Annotated in this window: 8 protein-coding genes and 3 CRISPR repeat arrays (1 of these 11 only partly in view); all 8 genes read left to right on the forward strand. The window is 35.4% G+C overall.

All coding sequences use genetic code 11. From position 1 onward, the window contains the following. Nucleotides 1-5,180: direct repeats of the CRISPR family, unit length 24 nt; unit sequence CTTTCAATTCCATTATGGATTAAC (it extends 2,024 nt beyond the left edge of the window). 1,016 nt (nucleotides 5,181-6,196) lie between these two features. The 8 genes from csa5 to D1869_RS14390 all read left to right on the forward strand — a co-directional run bounded on the left by csa5 (nucleotide 6,197) and on the right by D1869_RS14390 (nucleotide 15,175). Beyond that, complete coding sequence (gene csa5, locus D1869_RS14355) at nucleotides 6,197-6,640, forward strand: type I-A CRISPR-associated protein Csa5 (protein WP_156015734.1); 444 nt, start codon at nucleotides 6,197-6,199, stop codon at nucleotides 6,638-6,640. Continuing rightward, entirely contained in the window at nucleotides 6,641-7,591 is a 951-nt protein-coding gene (gene cas7a, locus D1869_RS14360; RefSeq protein WP_156015735.1) for a type I-A CRISPR-associated protein Cas7/Csa2, read from the forward strand. 1 nt (nucleotide 7,592) lies between these two features. After that, entirely contained in the window at nucleotides 7,593-8,318 is a 726-nt protein-coding gene (gene cas5a, locus D1869_RS14365) for a type I-A CRISPR-associated protein Cas5a (RefSeq protein ID WP_156015736.1), read from the forward strand. Further along, a complete protein-coding gene (gene cas3, locus D1869_RS14370; RefSeq protein WP_231113649.1) occupies nucleotides 8,302-9,780 on the forward strand; it encodes a CRISPR-associated helicase Cas3' in 1,479 nt (492 codons plus the stop codon). Before cas5a ends, cas3 begins: the two co-directional genes overlap by 17 nt. Further along, complete coding sequence (locus D1869_RS14375; protein ID WP_156015738.1) at nucleotides 9,777-10,460, forward strand: CRISPR-associated endonuclease Cas3''; 684 nt, start codon at nucleotides 9,777-9,779, stop codon at nucleotides 10,458-10,460. The genes cas3 and D1869_RS14375 overlap by 4 nt, the downstream gene beginning before the upstream one ends. Next, nucleotides 10,441-11,421 (forward strand): type I-A CRISPR-associated protein CsaX, encoded by a 981-nt coding sequence (csaX, locus tag D1869_RS14380; RefSeq protein WP_184651063.1) that lies wholly within the window; start codon nucleotides 10,441-10,443, stop codon nucleotides 11,419-11,421. The genes D1869_RS14375 and csaX overlap by 20 nt, the downstream gene beginning before the upstream one ends. After that, nucleotides 11,415-12,293, forward strand: coding sequence for a CRISPR system precrRNA processing endoribonuclease RAMP protein Cas6 (gene cas6, locus D1869_RS14385; protein WP_156015740.1), 879 nt, complete (start codon nucleotides 11,415-11,417; stop codon nucleotides 12,291-12,293). Before csaX ends, cas6 begins: the two co-directional genes overlap by 7 nt. Before the next feature lie 76 nt (nucleotides 12,294-12,369). Beyond that, nucleotides 12,370-13,964: a CRISPR direct-repeat array (repeat unit 24 nt; unit sequence CTTTCAATTCCATTAAGGATTATC). Nucleotides 13,965-14,131: 167 nt separating this feature from the next. Further along, complete coding sequence (locus D1869_RS14390; RefSeq protein ID WP_156015894.1) at nucleotides 14,132-15,175, forward strand: ISH3 family transposase; 1,044 nt, start codon at nucleotides 14,132-14,134, stop codon at nucleotides 15,173-15,175. Between the two features lie 42 nt (nucleotides 15,176-15,217). After that, nucleotides 15,218-19,591: a CRISPR direct-repeat array (repeat unit 24 nt; unit sequence CTTTCAATTCCATTAAGGATTATC). Nucleotides 19,592-20,066: the final 475 nt, after the last annotated feature.

The following is a 20,066-nucleotide window of genomic DNA, read 5'->3' on the forward strand; positions in this document are numbered from 1 at the left end:
CCATTATGGATTAACTCCGAACCTCTGACTAAACTCCTTAAGCCTCAAAACCAAAAGCTTTCAATTCCATTATGGATTAACGCAGTTTACGAGTTGAAGTACACTCACCATCAGCCCGGTAATGCTTTCAATTCCATTATGGATTAACTCCTGGAAAAGAATTGCTGAAATTTTAGGAGTAAAGAGAACAACTTTCAATTCCATTATGGATTAACGTGATTAGTTTAGCTAGTTCTGGTTTAGGAACACGCTTGTCTCTTTCAATTCCATTATGGATTAACGTATTAAGTGAGGCTAGGAAATACGGGATGCACATAGTAACTTTCAATTCCATTATGGATTAACTCAACCAAGGGGGTGAGCTGAATGGCTGAATCCAGAATAATGACTTTCAATTCCATTATGGATTAACCATTAATTGAAAACGAAAAATAACGGGTTTTCGTTTATAAGAAAAAACTTTCAATTCCATTATGGATTAACATCTTCTTCCTGTCAACTTCCTCAACCTCGGTGTCAAACATATACACTCTCTTTCAATTCCATTATGGATTAACGAAAATCGCATGCGATTGAATCGATTGTGTTGATGATACCTGACTTTCAATTCCATTATGGATTAACTTGCTGCAGCATGGCTATATAATGTTCCGCACTGAATAAGCCTTTCAATTCCATTATGGATTAACCAACCTATACAAATAGGGAGTTTAAGCGGATATACTAACTTTCAATTCCATTATGGATTAACAGAAATTTTTAGGGAAAGGGAGAAAACTAACGACGTGAACAGAAATCTTTCAATTCCATTATGGATTAACGTAAGGTAAAAGTACCAGCTGAAGATAAGACGTTAACCGGGCTTTCAATTCCATTATGGATTAACATAGAGAGCGTTTACCGGGGGGTAAACGGGAAATGATAATCTTTCAATTCCATTATGGATTAACACCGTATTGGCAGAATGGTGAGTTAGTGGTGAACAGTACCTTTCAATTCCATTATGGATTAACCCGCTTCCCACCAGTATGATGGTGAGTTAGAAGGGCTGTAAGCTTTCAATTCCATTATGGATTAACTTTCTTTACTTCAATTCTTTCTTCAATTATCTCTTTAGCTAGCTTTCAATTCCATTATGGATTAACCACCCATAGGTGTGACATTGTTTAGCGGGTCTGCAAATTATATCTTTCAATTCCATTATGGATTAACATGTAGGTGCTGAAATTGGGGAATCAGCTGAGATGTTTAAAGCTCTCTTTCAATTCCATTATGGATTAACAATACTACGCAATATCACTTGAAGCATTAAAGTCGTTGGAAACTTTCAATTCCATTATGGATTAACTAATACCACACGTTTCTTTTTTTCCTTTTCTTTTTTCTTCTACTTTCAATTCCATTATGGATTAACAAGTAAAGACGCTTCCGACTTCTGCCCTTACCACTCTTTAACTTTCAATTCCATTATGGATTAACTGACATACAAAAGTTAGCGGAAGTATGTAAAGCCTTCCAAGACTTTCAATTCCCTTATGGATTAACACAGTCCTTATCACCATGTCCATGTCTCTCTGGTACTCTGTTTTATCCTTTCAATTCCATTATGGATTAACAAATCCATTTTTATCAGCAATGAAGAAGTTTTTAGAAGCTTTCAATTCCATTATGGATTAACGGAGTAGTACACCGCAAACTCAGGGTGTATCAGGAGGAGCTTTCAATTCCATTATGGATTAACACACGCATATTATTAATAATCTTAAGCACTGAGTTAATGTCTTTCAATTCCATTATGGATTAACAAAATATTGATCACAACCAGTGCTATTCCCGGATATATCTTTCAATTCCATTATGGATTAACAAGAAGCAAAGACGAATTAAATCAAATAAGTGAAGAATTCTTTCAATTCCATTATGGATTAACAAATTTCGCTGTGGATTGTAGATTATAACAACATCATCATTCTTTCAATTCCATTATGGATTAACTTAATTGCAGGAGCTGCTGCAGTAATGATGAATGCGGTGATCTTTCAATTCCATTATGGATTAACTTAAGCTATACCAATACAAATATGGAAACACAATTATTACTCTTTCAATTCCATTATGGATTAACAAAATCATAGCGGTGCAGAATGATAGTATCAAGAATTATCATCTTTCAATTCCATTATGGATTAACCCCCGCCCCCGCCGCCTCGCCCGCCCGCTTTTCCGCCTTCATCTTTCAATTCCATTATGGATTAACCTGGAATTGTTCTAGCTTCGTTTCCCATAATGGGTCGTTCGACTTTCAATTCCATTATGGATTAACGTTGAAAGTAAAACTAGTTTCTTACTCTAAAGATGGCGAGACTTTCAATTCCATTATGGATTAACTTTTGTTTCCACTTTAACTTCTACTAATTCTTTTATCATATCTTTCAATTCCATTATGGATTAACTCCTAATGTAATGATCACTCTATGGGACGTGAAGTTAATCTTTCAATTCCATTATGGATTAACCTAGTTGTTACAGAAGTTTCATTAATTATCCGGTAAACTGGCTTTCAATTCCATTATGGATTAACTTATTACTCGAATCCGGAGTTAGAGAGGCTGAGGCGTTAACTTTCAATTCCATTATGGATTAACTCATATTCGCGAAAACACGGAAAGGAATCGGGGTGTTCGATGCTTTCAATTCCATTATGGATTAACCTTAATTCCTGCAAGGAAATAGGGATGCCGTTGTTTCTACCTTTCAATTCCATTATGGATTAACCTAATGTTAAAGCCCCTCTTTCCGCCAACACAAGCAATATTTTTCTTTCAATTCCATTATGGATTAACATTCCAAGTAATTCTACAGCTCTTTGTTCCTCTTGTTGACTTTCAATTCCATTATGGATTAACTCATCTCAATAGAATAAGTATTTAAAAAGGGGTTAAACTCTTTCAATTCCATTATGGATTAACATAGGAGAAACGCTGGAGAGGGAGGGCTTTAACATATTATACTTTCAATTCCATTATGGATTAACGAAAGGTCCGTCACGATCGGAGGATCATCTCGTCTGCTGGAGTCTTTCAATTCCATTATGGATTAACACAGTAATTATCACACAACCTGTCAGTTCCGGGGGCTTCTTTCAATTCCATTATGGATTAACATTTTATGGAAGTTACTAGCGACAGTGTCAACAATAAGAAGTTTCTTTCAATTCCATTATGGATTAACAATTTTTACTGTAACTACTCCATCACCCGCCGGAGAAGACTTTCAATTCCATTATGGATTAACATAAGGCTCTAGGAGAAGCACTCAGTGGTACAACAATTGCTTTCAATTCCATTATGGATTAACCGAAGTTAAGACAGAAGAGAATCCCAGTCCTGACTATTATCTTTCAATTCCATTATGGATTAACTATACATAGGTCCTGGTAATCCTGCTTCAGGGACTGATTTTGCTTTCAATTCCATTATGGATTAACCTAACCCTTCAGGCTTGAAACCCGTCGACGTTTGGACTACCTTTCAATTCCATTATGGATTAACCTAGTGATACAAGCATCTGCTCTCGCCAAGTATCTCGTTTACTTCTTTCAATTCCATTATGGATTAACCCTACCGGGGTGCTTCTTTCCTGCATGAAATCCCTTCAAGTCTTTCAATTCCATTATGGATTAACTGCTGTAGATGTATCGCGACCCTGTTAACGCTGAAATTCGTACTTTCAATTCCATTATGGATTAACGCAGGCTTTAAATTTATGAATCCCGTTATCGTTTTATAAGCATCAGCTTTCAATTCCATTATGGATTAACCGGATCCAGGGTTAGCAACACAGTACGCTACGCTAATTAGTTACCGCTTTCAATTCCATTATGGATTAACTCTTAAAGTCCTCCCAATCAACATTTACACGAACTGGTCTTTCAATTCCATTATGGATTAACTTTTGCCTTAAACAATGAGTCTAAGCAGCCGTTTTGCTTACTTTCAATTCCATTATGGATTAACTGGAGTGTGATCGAAGATGTCTCTTATTGGTTTATTTCTCTTTCAATTCCATTATGGATTAACATCAAGTTGACAAGTGGTTTATAAAGATAATTTTATCAAACTTTCAATTCCATTATGGATTAACATAATCTACATGTCTTCTAATCCACACTTCACATACTTTCTTTCAATTCCATTATGGATTAACAAGCTGCTAAGATATTGCAGACTTCTGATCTAAGTGTACTAACTTTCAATTCCATTATGGATTAACGAGAGCAAGCAATACCCTCTGTTGCATTTCCGTTAGATAATTCACTTTCAATTCCATTATGGATTAACCTCTATCATATACAACCACGAGTCCGTCATGCCCATCACGTAGCTTTCAATTCCATTATGGATTAACGGCTGATTTGAAGAACTGATATTACCATTCATGATTCTTCTTTCAATTCCATTATGGATTAACTTCATTTTCTTCCAATTCCTCATTTTCTTCTATTTCATCTTCTTTCAATTCCATTATGGATTAACAAGATTCTTGAAGGAAATTGAAGAAAATGGCGGGATAATAATCTTTCAATTCCATTATGGATTAACAAAAGAAACAATTGAAAAACAAAAGAAATCAGACAATACACTTTCAATTCCATTATGGATTAACGTCCTCTGTTATGATAGAGCTGGTCTACCAATTATTGTCGGTTCTTTCAATTCCATTATGGATTAACAACGGTGAGGTATTGAATGGAACGTTTTTGATACAGCCCTACTTTCAATTCCATTATGGATTAACCCTCTTCAATAACGATAATATATCCCTTCTTTTCGAGAACCTTTCAATTCCATTATGGATTAACGGGGGGTGCAATAGGAGCGGCGTTCTTATTGACTTTCGGTTCTTTCAATTCCATTATGGATTAACCAACTAACTCGGTAATGGCACGGTTGGTGACGGTGTATCTTTCAATTCCATTATGGATTAACTAAGACAGACACCGCCCCAAGCACCAGTGGGACTGATCTTTCAATTCCATTATGGATTAACTTAGGTAAGTATATCGATACTGTATTTAGGCCCAGGTTTCTTTCAATTCCATTATGGATTAACAAAGATAGATTGAGGTATGTTAAGATTAATGAGAATGAATTTCTCTTTCAATTCCATTATGGATTAACTGAAGATTTTTATACTATTACTGTTATCATTTTCTTCGTTTCTGCTATATAAGCTTTTCTCTATGTTACATATTTATCATTACTGAATTTTTAGTATTCCCTTGAAAAAATGGGAATACTAAAAAGAGAAATACATTCAACGTTCTTTACAAAGATACTCTTATTAATCATTTATAAATTGAAAGAAATTCCCGATAAAAAACGGGAATAACGACAAAGATATAGTCTAAATTTTATAGAACTTTAAAGCATTAATAACTAGTTGATTTTAAATTAAGAAAATTTATTGATATACTCTATTCTTACGATAGGAAATTGCATATATATACTTTGAGGATTACTTAATTTTTATCGTGATTAACGACATATTTTACTTTTAAATTAACGCTTAAATTTAAGAACCTAAAATCTAAGAAAATTGAGAGATATCGAAATAAAACATAGAAAAAATTATAATATCTTTATTTTCTAAGAAGTTATTAGAAGTAGTTATGTGCAAAAAATGCTATAGTTTATTAACTGGTAATAAATCGCTAAAAACACTAATAACTGAGAATAGGCATTATTACTACTTATGGAAAACCTCTATCTACTAATATTTTCACATATTTGATTATTCTCCTTTACTGTTTTTCATTGGCATGAAATATTCTCCCTCACAAACCCCTACTTATTCTATAATATATACTAACCATTAAAAGGAATTAAATCGTTCCCACAATTCTTTTTCTAGTAGTTATTTTACTTTAACGTGGCTTAAAGATTTTTATCGAATCTACTGCATTTCCTGAACATATTTCAGCAAACTTGAGGAGTTTTCTCCTCACATTTTGTAATTAACCAAACACCAAATTAAAAACTTTATCGGTAGTATAGGGAATTTCGTATTACCGAGGAAAATTAGAGCAACTGCTATTTTTCAAAAAACTGTATTACACAAAAATAATTTCTTTCCGCTTGTTCGAAAAATTCTTCCAAACAAAAAATATATAAACAAGTATAGCAGATTTAGTAATATGAGTGTTGAAAAAACAGATACGGAAGGGATAATACGCAGGGTCGCAAATCTTCTCGCATCAGTTTTCATCTATAGCGAATCGCCAACATATGTGGACAGATTTGCTAATGCACTATCAAAGGAAGCAGTTGCTAGAGTCATTTACGAGTCACAGAGGATAATACAGATGGGGATTTCAAGTGGTGAGGTTAAAATGGGGAATGTTGAAATATCTGGTAAGAATATAAAAATCACTGACAAAAAAGAAGGAGAGGAGAGTTACCCAGCAGTTATAATAAAAACAAAGGAAGGGAGGAACTACATAGTGATTGGTTACTTACCCACAGATAAAGATGTTGAAGACTTCATGAGCCTAGTAGAGAGGGATATATACTATGCTAGGAAAGCAGGGGCATTAGCTATGTCTGTTGCAAACAGATCACTTTTAGGAGGTGGAGAATAAATGATAAGTGGTTCATTTAGGTTTTTAATAAATACTGAAAGTTTGAACGGTGTCGAGAGCGTAGGTAACTTGACTAGACATAGGACAGCACCGGTAGTGATTAAGACTTCAACCGGTTACCTAGTCAGATATGTTCCAGCTATTTCCGGTGAGTCTTTAGCACACGCGTATCAAACAGCGTTAGTGGATTTAGCAAAGAAATATGGTTTACCAGTAGGAGTTTATTCATCAAAGTACGACTTTATAAAGTTCTCAACTGAAGAAGTGCTTAAGGAAGAGGGAGTAAACCCACCAAAGGACTCAAGCGACATGAAGAGGTTTGAGGTAGAAGTAATGCTTAAGGATGTTGTTGCAGATGTGGGAGGGTTTATGTATGCTGGAAACGTACCGGTGAGGAGGACTTCAAGAGTAAAGTTCGGTTATATGATTCCAGCTCTTCTAGGAGATGAAATACCGGCACAACTTGAAAGTCAGTTTCACGTAAGGTATAGTGAGAAGGACCAGATGATCTATAACGTAGAGGTTTCTTCTGCCCTTTATGTAATGTCATTCTCTCTGGATGAAGACTTAATAGCTGTACCATCAACAGAAGGGCCTAAAGTTAATGGGGAAGACACACTCACTAAACAAAGAGATAGTAGGGTTAAGACAGCAATAGAGGCTTTGTATTACGTTTTAACTGGTAACTTCGGAGGTAAAAGATCTAGGTTCCTACCATCAATGAAATTAATGTCTGGTGTTGTAACGGTAACAGATTTCCCATTCATACCAGAACCCGGACATACTAATGATTATATTGCTACTACTGTAAAAAGACTCGGAAAGGCTAAAGAAATATTTAACGGTAAGAGCAAAGTTTACGTAATAAATAATGAAGGAGTAGAAGTGGGAGGAGAAGTAAATAGAGTTGGGAGTGTTGAAGAACTAATTACTTCTCTAACTGGGAAGTAAGATGATTTATTCTAAAGTTTTTTTAAAGCTCCACTGGGGTTTTTATGTTTCATACCCAGAAGCCTCTAAGGCTAAGCCATCATTCTACTTACCCCCTCCTACTACTCTTATAGGAGCATTAAGTTACGGAAAGTACAGGGGGGTTGACACAAAGGCTTTTAAGGGGAAAACGGGAAGTCCAGCCCTAGAATTAAAGGTTAAAGCTGCAGCTTCTTTCAGTAACGATTTTACCGGGGGATATACTGAGGATATCATACGAAGCGTAATCATGTACTTTCAGAGGAAGGAAAGGAGGGGAGATCCTAAGTTTAGATACGGTGTAGTTCCTACCGGAAAGATTTATGCTCCTAACCAAGTAGTTAAGGTAGTCTACGTGGCTGAAATGGATAAGGAAGAACTGGAGAGGTTAAGCTGGTCTATTACTAGGCTAGGTTGTAAGGAGTGTTTAGTAAGTGTGGAAGATGTAGAAATAGGTGAGGCTAAAAGGGTTAAGGGTAAGGTGAAGACGTCTTACTATTTCCCAGCGAGTGTAAGTATATCAGAGGAAGGGAAGAAGAATGTTATGTTAGTCAGTTTCTGGGATGAAAACGGTTTCATATGGGGAAGTTCAGGAAACGTAGTAACTTACGCACTCCCAGTTACGGGCTATCCGTTAAAGAGCAGGGAGGTTGAAGTAGAGGCTAATGAGGCTTATGAGGTGGGAGGAGAATATGTTGTCTTCGGCTAAGAGTATAACTAATATTTATGAGGAGTTCATAAAGGATAACAGATTACAAGACAGATTAGCTATTAGACAAACTGTAGAGGAATTAGACAAAGGACATAATGTTATCCTTAAGGCTCCTACTGGATACGGTAAGACAACGTTAACAAAGGTGTTAGCTAATGCTGTAGACCTAGGTTATTTTGCTAGGGTAATACACGTTCTCCCATTGAGAGCAATTGTACAAGACCTATATGAGAAACTAAAAGCCGATAGTGAAAAGGGAGTTATTAAGACTAAAAGTATTGCAGCCCAGGATATGGACTTCTCTGATTCCCCCTTTTTCATGCAGAAAGTGACTGTGACCACCCTAGATACCTTTATCCTTAACCTATTTAAGCTTCCCGCAGTTGAGATGGGTAAAGTATTTCAAAACTTTGGAGCACATTACGAATTACCTAGGGGTATGATATATTCATCATTAGTTATATTTGATGAGTTCCACCTTCTAGGAGAAGAGGGTAGACCTTTAACTGCTGGATTATCTGCTGTAAAGTCACTTACAGATGCAGGTGTTCCTGTAATAGTTATGTCTGCCACTATTGACAAAGGGCTAGAATCACTGATAAAGAAGTACGGTAGAGATTTCGCTACTGTAGAAGCCAAAGACTTCAGTATTGAAAGAAAGATTACAGTTAAGAAGATAAGAGAAGAAGAGGTCTTAAGTGACGTTTTAAAGGAATATAGTGAGGGAAAGAGAGTGTTAGTAGTGTTTAATACTAGGGTAGGGGCTATTAGTTTTTATAAAGCCCTTAAGGATAAGGGACTTAACCCGGTGCTAATCCACAGTAAGTTCAATAGGGAAGACAGAAGGGTCTTAGTTCAGAAGGTATTAAAGGAAAGGCTTGTTGTCTCTACTCAAGTTATTGAGGCTGGAATAGATACAAGTTTTGACGTATTAATTACTGAAGCAGCACCAGCATCAAACCTAATACAGAGGGCTGGAAGAGTGGCGAGGTATGGAGGATATGGTGAGGTCCATGTGTTTCCGTTCAGTGGAAAGGTTTATGATAAGGAAGAGGTACAGGAGGTTTGGGAATCCTTAGACAGAGGTTTGCCAGAACTTAAGGAGAAAGAGTATCATGTCGATAACATACTTCTTAGTGACTTAACTACTATAGACCATTCAGTATTTGCTGATTCAATTACAGCTAAGAACCTTTATACCTCTGTATGTAATATAGTGAGGGAAACATCTATTATAATGGGCTTTCCTAGGGGAGAGTATAATTCTGAGAAGGCAATTCCTCTTACAGAAAAAGAGGCAATGGAGGCTCTGAAGAAGAACGGAGCTGTAAAAGATGGTAAGGAGATTACAGATTATAAGCCCTCTACAAATGTTTGCCTACAATTAGATCTCTTAATGAAAGGAATAGATGGTGTAATAATAACCGGATATAATAAGGAGATCGGAGGGATAATATGAAGAAACCATGTGCATTTACAAATCAGCCTCTATTAGACCACTCTAAAGGTTCACTTAACTCGGTGAAAAAGATCCTTTCCGACTCCTATGTATTAACAGCAAAAAGAAGACTTGAAAAATTTGGGATAAAAGTAAAGAAGGAAGATTTTGAGATATCAATACTTCTCCACGATATAGGTAAGGCCGGTGAGTTTTATCAAACTCAATTTGATGATGAATGCAATTCTTCCCATACCCCCTCTTTCCTATATCACGAGATTGGGTCTGCAATTTTCTTTTATAAGAACATAGAGGATAAGAAGCTTAAACTATTAATTGCACTTGCTGAGCTGAACCATTTGAACGCAATTAGAGGTGTTTCGCAACTTAACCCCAATAGCTTTCCTAAGAAATTTGATCTGGGTATGATAAGACTTAAAAGATTCGGAAAAATAGTGTTAGAGGAAATAGGGATGGAGAACTTAACTGTTGAGGATTACACTTTTGATGATTACCACGAAATGATGAGTGATTTAGTAAAAGAGAACGGGGCTTATCTTAAGTTGTACTCTCTTTTTTTAGCTCCAATAATTGTTGGAGATAACTTAGACAGCTCCTTAGCTAGGGGGCTGAATGAGAGGAGGAGGTTTATCCATGTTCTTGAAAAGGAGGTGAATGCTCTTGATAGTCCCTCTGTATAATTTATTCGGGGATAATTTAGTAACTCAGTTAGCAGTAAACGCGAATGAATTAAAGCCTATGACAGTGAAGGGAAAACCCTACTTAGAAATAGACGATAAGGAACTAAGAATAGCTCTTGATATTGCCAGTGATATAGCTCAAAAGTTTGAGAAAGATAATAAGAAACCCATACCCCTAAATGCAAATGATAAGAAAGTCATGGAGAAAGTATTGAAGTGTTTTAACTTCTCTTCCTCAGACTCTATCTCTAACGTTTTAAAGAATTTCAATATTGAACAAAGTAAGGAATGCTATGTAGACAATGTTCCTTCATTTATAAAGCCAGAGTACTATGAGTTTGTCAGAATCCCCGGTAAACCTGGAGGACAGAAAATGTCAGTAAAAGTCGATTCCAGATATGTAATTCTCGCAATAGCTGGTTGGTTATTTTCCAGGATAGGATATGCTAGAGTAGGTGGAGAAACAATAGGGGTAAACGTTTTCACATTAACAAAATCAATGCTCTACAATACTTACGGTCAGTTCAGCGGTGTAAAGCCGGAAACTGCTTTCATATTTCTTTTAGCTGATAGGGTAATAAAGTCTGGTTCAAACATTTCTTCAGCTAGAGTATATCTTATGTCAGATGCTGGAGGACAAAACCCCACCGTTATATTAGGAGGTTTCAGCGTAGATTTCTCTAAGTTATTGGAAAAGAAAGAGTTAATAGATGATGATTTAATAAGACTTGCACAAGACGCAACAAACGACCAAAGCCCCACTAGTGATTTTTCAGCCAGAATTGTTGAACTGGTCTATGAAGTGATTGGTGGAGCTAAGAGGGTAGAGGATTTAGTATATCTCGCAAATCGTTATGTTTCCATGGAGGTAAGGAATGCGAAGGACTTCTGTAAGAATAACAGAATCTATTGCACAGCATACTATTATTCTCAGAAGCTTTTAAGTGAAATAGGATGGTAGAGTTTTTTTCTGAAAAAATCGTTAAAGTTGAGTTTTCTGCTATACCAGAAAGGGATGTAATTTTACCCCCTCTAAGTTCTAAAGTAGTAAAGAACTTGATTTTATCTTCTAAACTACTTCCCTCTATCTCAAACTTAGTCAAAAGTGGAATGAAGAATAAGCCAATATTTATCTCAAACTTGGGTAAAAATGGTTTTAGACTTTTCAGTACGGGTAAGCCAGTAAGTGTTAAAGCTGGAGAAATCCTTAACTTCTTCATCTCTTTCCCCTATTATGACGGATTTTTCACGGAACTGTCTTCTGGGAGTTTTGAGACCGGGTATGGGAAGTTTTTTATTGAGCTCCAACAACTCGAAGTTATTGAACTTAGCTCCATAAAAGGGGTTAGTGAGGGTAATTTTTATGTAAAATTCGTGACCCCCGCTCTTCTTTCTTCAAAAGTTCTTCTTCCTCCGTCATTGAAAGAGAAATATAAGAATGTTAACCCGGGGTATAGTCTAATCCCTTCTGTTGGTTTAATAGTGAGTTATGCTTATAGGGCTTATAGGGCTTTATATGGAAATACCAGTAATATAGAGCTTGATTTAAAATCCTTTAGGCTTGGGGTTCTGAGTAATAGTTTATCTAGAGTTATAGGGTATAAACTTAAACCCTTGACTGTAGTCATAGGAAATGACGATAAGGGGAGATTAAGGACATCGAGAGGTTTTGTAGGATGGATGGAATTTGATATCCCGTACAAGAAGCTCAAGAAAGCTATTTCGAAGTATTTAACCGTAGCTTCCTATTTAGGGATAGGGAAGAGTAGGGGAATCGGCCTTGGGGAAGTTGTGGTTAAGATGAAAAGTTACTCAGAAACCTCTGAGACATAATAACTTTATCTTCTAATGTTATCGAGGAATATCCTTACACTGCTGCGACTTCGGCTAACGACGTCAATGCTCTAAACTTTCAATTCCATTAAGGACTATCCTAATCGGGTGATTTTTCGTATGTCTAACACACAAAATTTTAAACTTTCAATTCCATTAAGGACTATCAATAACGGCGGAAACGTCATATATGTGGCGGGAGGAGTAACTATCTTTCAATTCCATTAAGGATTATCTTTGCTTCTGAAGATGATGTGATAATAATTGTTACGGATGAACCTTTCAATTCCATTAAGGATTATCAGATGATGAAGTTGCAAGAACTTTTAGATGCATATTATTCTACAGCTTTCAATTCCATTAAGGATTATCTTAGAGTTAGTAGAAGGCTGAAAGAGTTTTTTCATATCTTGACTTTCAATTCCATTAAGGATTATCTTGTCTATAGGAACAACATATTCATTGTGCGAGGGATAACTTTCAATTCCATTAAGGATTATCAAACTTGAGTAAGGATTGAGATAAGAGAACCAATTTGTATCGTATTCTTTCAATTCCATTAAGGATTATCAACAACAATGGCTGAGATACCAGCCAGTTTACTAAATCTTTCAATTCCATTAAGGATTATCACACCCACACCCGCTGAGGAAACACCTCAGGTAGAAATAACTTTCAATTCCATTAAGGATTATCGTTCCCGGTAAACTCCCCAGTTTACCAAAGCCCATCGACTTCCGTCTTTCAATTCCATTAAGGATTATCTTCTTTATGTGTTATTCTTATTGCCGGAGGTTGTACAATGAAGCTTTCAATTCCATTAAGGATTATCTGGAGAACATTATAATAGTTGATGACTATACTCGAGAATCTTTCAATTCCATTAAGGATTATCAAAAATTCCTAGCGGATATGAGGGTTTTAGTACCATTTACTTTCAATTCCATTAAGGATTATCTTAAAACAATAATAAGAGAATTATTGATAATGAATAACTTATCTTTCAATTCCATTAAGGATTATCTTCCGTAACTTTTTACGCTGAATTGAGGGCCGTATACTGTCTTTCAATTCCATTAAGGATTATCCCCATTTAGTACTGGTAGTGGAGGTTCTACTGGTCTTCCAACCTTTCAATTCCATTAAGGATTATCACGTTTAGGATGGAAAAAGGATAAGGGAGAACCTTTGTTCACTTTCAATTCCATTAAGGATTATCATACGTTTGATAAAATCGGGATTGTGTTTGTGTATCATATCTTTCAATTCCATTAAGGATTATCATTGAGCAATGTAGGAGTGTGGTTTTCAGGGGAGAATACCACTTTCAATTCCATTAAGGATTATCTCCGCAAAAAACACCACAACCACAGCGAGAAAATATAAGGCTTTCAATTCCATTAAGGATTATCAAGCAATAAAAGTAGGGAATGGGATTAGACAGGTTTGTCCTTTCAATTCCATTAAGGATTATCGAATTATTAAATTTTTTAATTTCAATATTAGAGTAGTGAGGTCTTTCAATTCCATTAAGGATTATCAGGAACTATAACTGCTTCCACTTTTTAGTAGACAGGAAAACTTTCAATTCCATTAAGGATTATCTAGTGGTGTTAACTCATATGTGATTGTGACAGCATTAAAGACTTTCAATTCCATTAAGGATTATCCTCCCCGCCCTGAACGGTACTCCCAAAATCATTTTACAAAAATAATTCTGATTGAACAATATTAAATTTGTTGAACATAACCAAGTTTATAACAACATCAAGAATTCAACAAATTGGGAAAAAAGGTTTAAAGCGAGGGAATCGGTATTACCATAAGGGCTCATGGTAATGCCAATTCCCTCATTAAACACTCAACAAATAGGGTATAAATTAATTTCCATGAGTAACTTCCAAGGGAGAAAGGGAGAGGAAGTTACAAAAACCTTGATCTCAGCATCATTACACAAAGATTCAGTGGAAAACGTTTCCAGAGCTTACAACGTATCACCACAAACGGTGAGGAATTACGTTGAAGAACAAGGGTTACAAGTAGCGGAAAAAACACTGGAACAAGTGAAACAAATCTCACTCGAAACACTTAAGGGCGTGAAGGAGATAGAACTATCAATAGATTGGACAACAATAACTTGGTACGGAAAACCTGTAGAAGGTTTGGGAAGCTCAGAAAAGGGATACTCGTGGAACTACGCAACAGCTACAACGAAATACGAAGGAAAAATCCTCATACTTGCTTTCATACCGCAAGTTAATGGGATGACAAAGGATGAGATTGTCAAGGTCTTGATTGAACAAGTGGTTGCAATGGGATTTAGGATTAAACTGATAACACTTGATGCAGGATTTTACACGGTTGAGGTGATAAAATTCATATCCCAGTTCAACTACATTATTGGAGTTCCCGTTGGTGATGTCAAGATCTACGAGGAGTTTGATGGTGAATATATTACGAATAGTAAGAGGCGTAGTAAGGATGAGCAGGTTAAGTTTAGGCTGATCGTGTATCGCAGGGAGAAGATCAAGAGGAAAAAGAAGAAGGTTGTTTACTTCGCTAGGGCTACAAATCTCGATTTACCCAAGAATAAGGTCTTGGAGTTATATAACAAGGTGAGGAATCCGATAGAAACGTCTTATAGGAGTGTTAAATCGTTCCTCCCCTTTACGTGTTCAACAAAGTTCATTTTCCGCATGTTAATCTTCTTACTTGCCGTGCTCGTTTACTCCTTGTACACGATCCTCAAGGATAACGTGAAAATGAGGACTTTCAAATCACTAATTTCAAAAATTATTGAAAATATATCTGAGGCAGAGATTTATTTAAATAAATCAGAGGAAACGCTTACTAATACTACAGGTTTATTTTTAAGGAGGTGATTTTGGGAGTACCGTGAAGGGGCGGAGTAACCCACATTTAATCTTTCAATTCCATTAAGGATTATCCCGGATTAGTTATACGTTTAATCTGGAATTGTCTATTAGATCTTTCAATTCCATTAAGGATTATCACGAGTTGGCGGCAATTTCTGGCAATCCCGGCTTAATAATCTTTCAATTCCATTAAGGATTATCTTTAATGAATCATTTAGACCTATCGCGGTATGGTTGGAAGACTTTCAATTCCATTAAGGATTATCTTCTAGAGTTTAAGAAAAGGGGCTACATCAGTGTTGATGATGAACTTTCAATTCCATTAAGGATTATCAGTTTGACAAACCATTTATCAATTTGGTATAAGTAGACTTTCTTTCAATTCCATTAAGGATTATCGTGAGGTTAAGGTCTGATAAAAATGCTGTCACTACATCGAAAATCTTTCAATTCCATTAAGGATTATCTGGTACTATAAAAATTATTAGAATTAATCCGGCAAGAATGCTTTCAATTCCATTAAGGATTATCTGGCATGGTGGATATGGGCCTACAGTAGCACTTTCTACTTTCAATTCCATTAAGGATTATCAATGATGAAGGAGATGAATTCATAATAGAATATCGAATATCCTTTCAATTCCATTAAGGATTATCTCTGAAAGTGTAAGGCATTTTTTCTAGTTTTTGTGGCATTAACTTTCAATTCCATTAAGGATTATCCCACTCCCAGTGTTAACATAGACTTTTGTAGTTGTATTTATGGTCTTTCAATTCCATTAAGGATTATCTTATATTAGTGTTGATTTCAAAAATATTACAATAGATTTTCTTTCAATTCCATTAAGGATTATCAAGTTTTCTTTACAGGAGATTGAAGAGTGGTTGATGAAGAAGCTTTCAATTCCATTAAGGATTATCTATACTGATTCCTATAATCTCTTAGGCCTTCAGTGGTATACTTTCAATTCCATTAAGGATTATCCCAGGCCTTTAACGTAGTGAACACCTTGAGGGAGTCGTTAACTTTCAATTCCATTAAGGATTATCTTGGAGAAGCACGAATCCATTTATTCCCATCATATGTTGACTTTCAATTCCATTAAGGATTATCGTCTGGGGGTCTAAGCAGCCTAGTAGGGATGGCTAGTGGAGTCTTTCAATTCCATTAAGGATTATCAAAAGCTAACAACGTGATTGAGTCTAATATGGATGATATACTACCTTTCAATTCCATTAAGGATTATCGGATTTCAGATGGCGGATAATAGTTTCTGCTATGGCCAAGGCCTTTCAATTCCATTAAGGATTATCGTATACCTAATAGACGTTCAGGACGCCTCGACGCTCAGATACTTTCAATTCCATTAAGGATTATCCTGATGCCATCGCATTTTATGTTTTAGCTAAATTTCTTGCTTTCAATTCCATTAAGGATTATCATTCAGTAGTTCAGATAGTGAATTCCGCAGAGACTTACCTCAACTTTCAATTCCATTAAGGATTATCGAGCTTGGGCCTGTGTGGAATATAAGTTTTTCGTTAAGAAGAAGTACTTTCAATTCCATTAAGGATTATCCAGATATCCATATCACTGGTGAATATGAGTCAGAAGGATACTCCTTTCAATTCCATTAAGGATTATCTCCAGATAATTGAAAAGGACAGGCAGTCTGGCAATAAATTAACTTTCAATTCCATTAAGGATTATCTCAATCCTTTCAAATCAGCGGGGGGTCAGGGGAAGGGAGTGACTTTCAATTCCATTAAGGATTATCTCAAAAGCACTGTCTTCCGAATGGGAAATGTAGTTATCATCTTTCAATTCCATTAAGGATTATCGAGGAACAGCTATTCAGAAAAAATTTTCCTTATTCACCTTTCAATTCCATTAAGGATTATCATCATTATTCTCATTTGTGATAACTCCTGTGGTCATCTCGTCTTTCAATTCCATTAAGGATTATCAAGCCCTCAGCAAACTTCTTAAGGGCGTCTGCGAGATCTGCTTTCAATTCCATTAAGGATTATCGTAGCTGGTATAGTTCTCAATATCCTTACATCATTACTTCCTTTCAATTCCATTAAGGATTATCAACACCAGAAGAAACTCTATTAAGTGCCATAAAAGAATCTTTCAATTCCATTAAGGATTATCGGTAATGAGATTTCCTTCGTACCGTTTCGAAACTTCTTCTCTTTCAATTCCATTAAGGATTATCGTACATAATATCAGATATTTTAGAGAGCATGCAATAATACTTTCAATTCCATTAAGGATTATCAAGCTAATCAACGTTTGCCCATTCCATACGTCATTGCAGATACTTTCAATTCCATTAAGGATTATCGAAGGAAAACTGTTTCATTGCTTCTTCTTTAACTTTTTCCTTTCAATTCCATTAAGGATTATCAGGCGAATATGATATGCCTGAGCCCGAGTTGTTAGCACAGTCTTTCAATTCCATTAAGGATTATCAGTTCTACGCAATTGACTGATTTATTGAGATCATTAAGGGACTTTCAATTCCATTAAGGATTATCTTGTGTTACACTTAAAACATCTGTTTTAGGTGTTGATTTCCTTTCAATTCCATTAAGGATTATCCAGGTTTGTAGTGACGTTGAATGCGGGACAGAGCAACAACCTTTCAATTCCATTAAGGATTATCTCTGTAAATGTGTCAAATTCATTGCTCAAAGTCACTTTGAGCTTTCAATTCCATTAAGGATTATCAAACGTTTCGAGTATCCGTTGAACCCCGTTCAACCTATACAAATCTTTCAATTCCATTAAGGATTATCCGGGGTGATAAGGACTTCAGAAAAGCGGTACAATACAAAACTTTCAATTCCATTAAGGATTATCTGTTAGATAGTGAAGAGAGAAAGAGGTTAGAGGTAATAAACTTTCAATTCCATTAAGGATTATCGAAGAGAATTGTAATGTTTTTAGTAGAGACTGGCATACCTAAATCTTTCAATTCCATTAAGGATTATCATACAAGTGAACCCGTTCTGATAAACGGGACTCTGGTTAACTTTCAATTCCATTAAGGATTATCACTTCTATTTTACGATAGGAGACCCTAACAGAGACCCTAACTTCCTTTCAATTCCATTAAGGATTATCTAAATTAACCAATATGACAAGCATGCCAGTTCCACAATTTGTCTTTCAATTCCATTAAGGATTATCCCTATAGGTGAGGTGTTTGATAAGCTCTTCTTAGTTAGCTTTCAATTCCATTAAGGATTATCGGAATTAAAATAATGAGGTCGACCGGTAAAGCCTGCATAATGCTTTCAATTCCATTAAGGATTATCTGACATTGTGGGAAACCCACTCCAAAACACGATGAGCATTCTTTCAATTCCATTAAGGATTATCTTTTCGATGATGCGTCAATTTGGCTTAGCAAGTATTATCTTTCAATTCCATTAAGGATTATCGCCGGTAGTCCAGGAGGCATATAATCTACTAAGTAGAATCTTTCAATTCCATTAAGGATTATCTGGACAGTGTCACCATACAGAGATACTGATTAATGGTAACCTTTCAATTCCATTAAGGATTATCGAAATTTTAGGACTCACCGGGTTTGGTCTTGGATTTGTTAGCTTTCAATTCCATTAAGGATTATCTAAAGACGAAGTTAAACAGATGGCAGAAAATTCTCACATAACTTTCAATTCCATTAAGGATTATCTTGTAATCGTAAAGAAAAGCACTGCAGCCAAAGCAATCTTTCAATTCCATTAAGGATTATCCATAAATAAAAAAACTTACATGAATGCATTGAAGAATATAAAATCTTTCAATTCCATTAAGGATTATCTCATCTTTAGCTTGTCAGACGATAAAGATAACTTTCAGACTTTCAATTCCATTAAGGATTATCTCTACGTATACCGTACTTATTATAATTAATGTAATAGAGTATCTTTCAATTCCATTAAGGATTATCGGAATATTCCCTTCGTGAAGATACAAGATATGACAGAATCCTTTCAATTCCATTAAGGATTATCAGGAGGATAGAGAGAGTAGGGAATATGGCCTGGAGGCTCAACCTTTCAATTCCATTAAGGATTATCCTATATCACCTTCCTCTAGTTCACTATCTTTAACTAAGTTCTTTCAATTCCATTAAGGATTATCCACAGGGCGGTGACCCAGTCACTACATCGAATCTTTCTGTCTTTCAATTCCATTAAGGATTATCAAGCGTTACGGCGTGTTGAAGTATAGGGATTCGATAAAAGTTCCTTTCAATTCCATTAAGGATTATCATAATTATCTTTGACTGAACCCTATCAACTGCAATCTCCTCTTTCAATTCCATTAAGGATTATCAAATCTTTAAAACCTAATCGTAAAGAATCCGAAAAATTAACCTTTCAATTCCATTAAGGATTATCTGATTGTTTTTATATTACTTCTTATGTTATTTTCTTCGTTTCTGCTATATAAGCTTTTCTCTATGTTACATATTTATCATTACTGAATTTTTAGTATTCCCTTGAAAAAATGGGAATACTAAAAAGAGAAATACATTCAACGTTCTTTACAGAGACACTCTTATTAATCATTTATAAATTGAAAGAAATTCCCGATAAAAAACGGGAATAACAACAAAGATATACTCAAAATTTTATAGAACATATAGTCTTTATTTTATTTAACTTTATAAAATCAAGAAATTCTCTTAAATAATAAAATAAATTACATTATCTAGTAGATAAAACTAGATGATTTACTAGGTAATAATATTTTCCTTAAGTTAACAATTTTTTAAATAGAACTTCAACAGTAGAGATAGAATCAAAAATTAAATGGTGCCAATGATATTGCAATTTCATCTATTGATACGGAAAAACAGAAGATCAAACGTTA

The sequence above is a fragment of the Sulfurisphaera ohwakuensis genome, from assembly GCF_009729055.1.
GTDB lineage: Archaea > Thermoproteota > Thermoprotei_A > Sulfolobales > Sulfolobaceae > Sulfurisphaera > Sulfurisphaera ohwakuensis.

Coding starts and splice junctions, on each gene's coding strand:
- csa5 (WP_156015734.1), top strand. CDS start 6,197: ATGAGTGTTGAAAAAACAGATACGGAAGGGATAATACGCAGGGTCGCA.
- cas7a (WP_156015735.1), top strand. CDS start 6,641: ATGATAAGTGGTTCATTTAGGTTTTTAATAAATACTGAAAGTTTGAAC.
- cas5a (WP_156015736.1), top strand. CDS start 7,593: ATGATTTATTCTAAAGTTTTTTTAAAGCTCCACTGGGGTTTTTATGTT.
- cas3 (WP_231113649.1), top strand. CDS start 8,302: ATGTTGTCTTCGGCTAAGAGTATAACTAATATTTATGAGGAGTTCATA.
- D1869_RS14375 (WP_156015738.1), top strand. CDS start 9,777: ATGAAGAAACCATGTGCATTTACAAATCAGCCTCTATTAGACCACTCT.
- cas6 (WP_156015740.1), top strand. CDS start 11,415: ATGGTAGAGTTTTTTTCTGAAAAAATCGTTAAAGTTGAGTTTTCTGCT.
- D1869_RS14390 (WP_156015894.1), top strand. CDS start 14,132: ATGCCAATTCCCTCATTAAACACTCAACAAATAGGGTATAAATTAATT.